Here is a 723-nt window from a genome sequence, read left to right on the forward strand (position 1 = left end):
AAGATAGATTATCCCTAAACCTAGTAAATTCGCCACCGACTGACGCATTGCTTGGCTATTTAAACAAAGCTGCCTCATAGAGCCAAGGAAATTTAGCAATTTATTTGTACTTAATTCTCATCTTCATCAAATTGCTTTGCAATTACAAATTGGACATAATCACTTGCTTGCAATACCTGGCGATATCTTCACTAATAGGTATACTAAGGCCCTTCATTACACCCCTAGAAAAAACATTGATTAGATACTAACCTATGCTTCTATTTTCTTTAGCAATTATCCTCGGGCTTATTGTTCTTATTTGGAGTGCTGACCGATTCGTCAGTGGCGCCGTCGCTACAGCGCTCAACCTTGGCATGACACCGATGATGATCGGCTTAACAGTTGTTGCCTTCGGCACCTCAGCTCCCGAATTAATTGTTTCAGGTACTGCAGCACTAGACAATGCAAGTCACCTTGCGGTAGGAAATGCGATCGGTTCGAATATCGCAAACATTGCCCTAGTACTTGGCGCAACAGCACTGGTCTCGGCCATCCCCCTTAAAAAGGCAATTCTGAAGGTTGAGTTCCCGGTACTCATGGTCGCGACTTTCTTGGCCACCCTATTACTCAGTGACGGCATGCTGGATGCACTCGACGGTGTTGCACTATCTATAATTTTGTTTATTTCACTCATTGCTCTCGCCAAACTTCAAAACGCACCCGCGGGAGAAATCGATGAAA

1 pseudogene is annotated in these 723 nt (G+C 44.0%); it reads left to right on the forward strand.

Annotated elements, in window-relative coordinates:
* Positions 1–254: 254 nt before the first annotated feature.
* Positions 255–723 (forward strand): annotated as a pseudogene (locus tag A3729_RS01825) (calcium/sodium antiporter); the annotation flags it as partial.

The sequence above is a fragment of the Oleiphilus sp. HI0043 genome, from assembly GCF_001634935.1.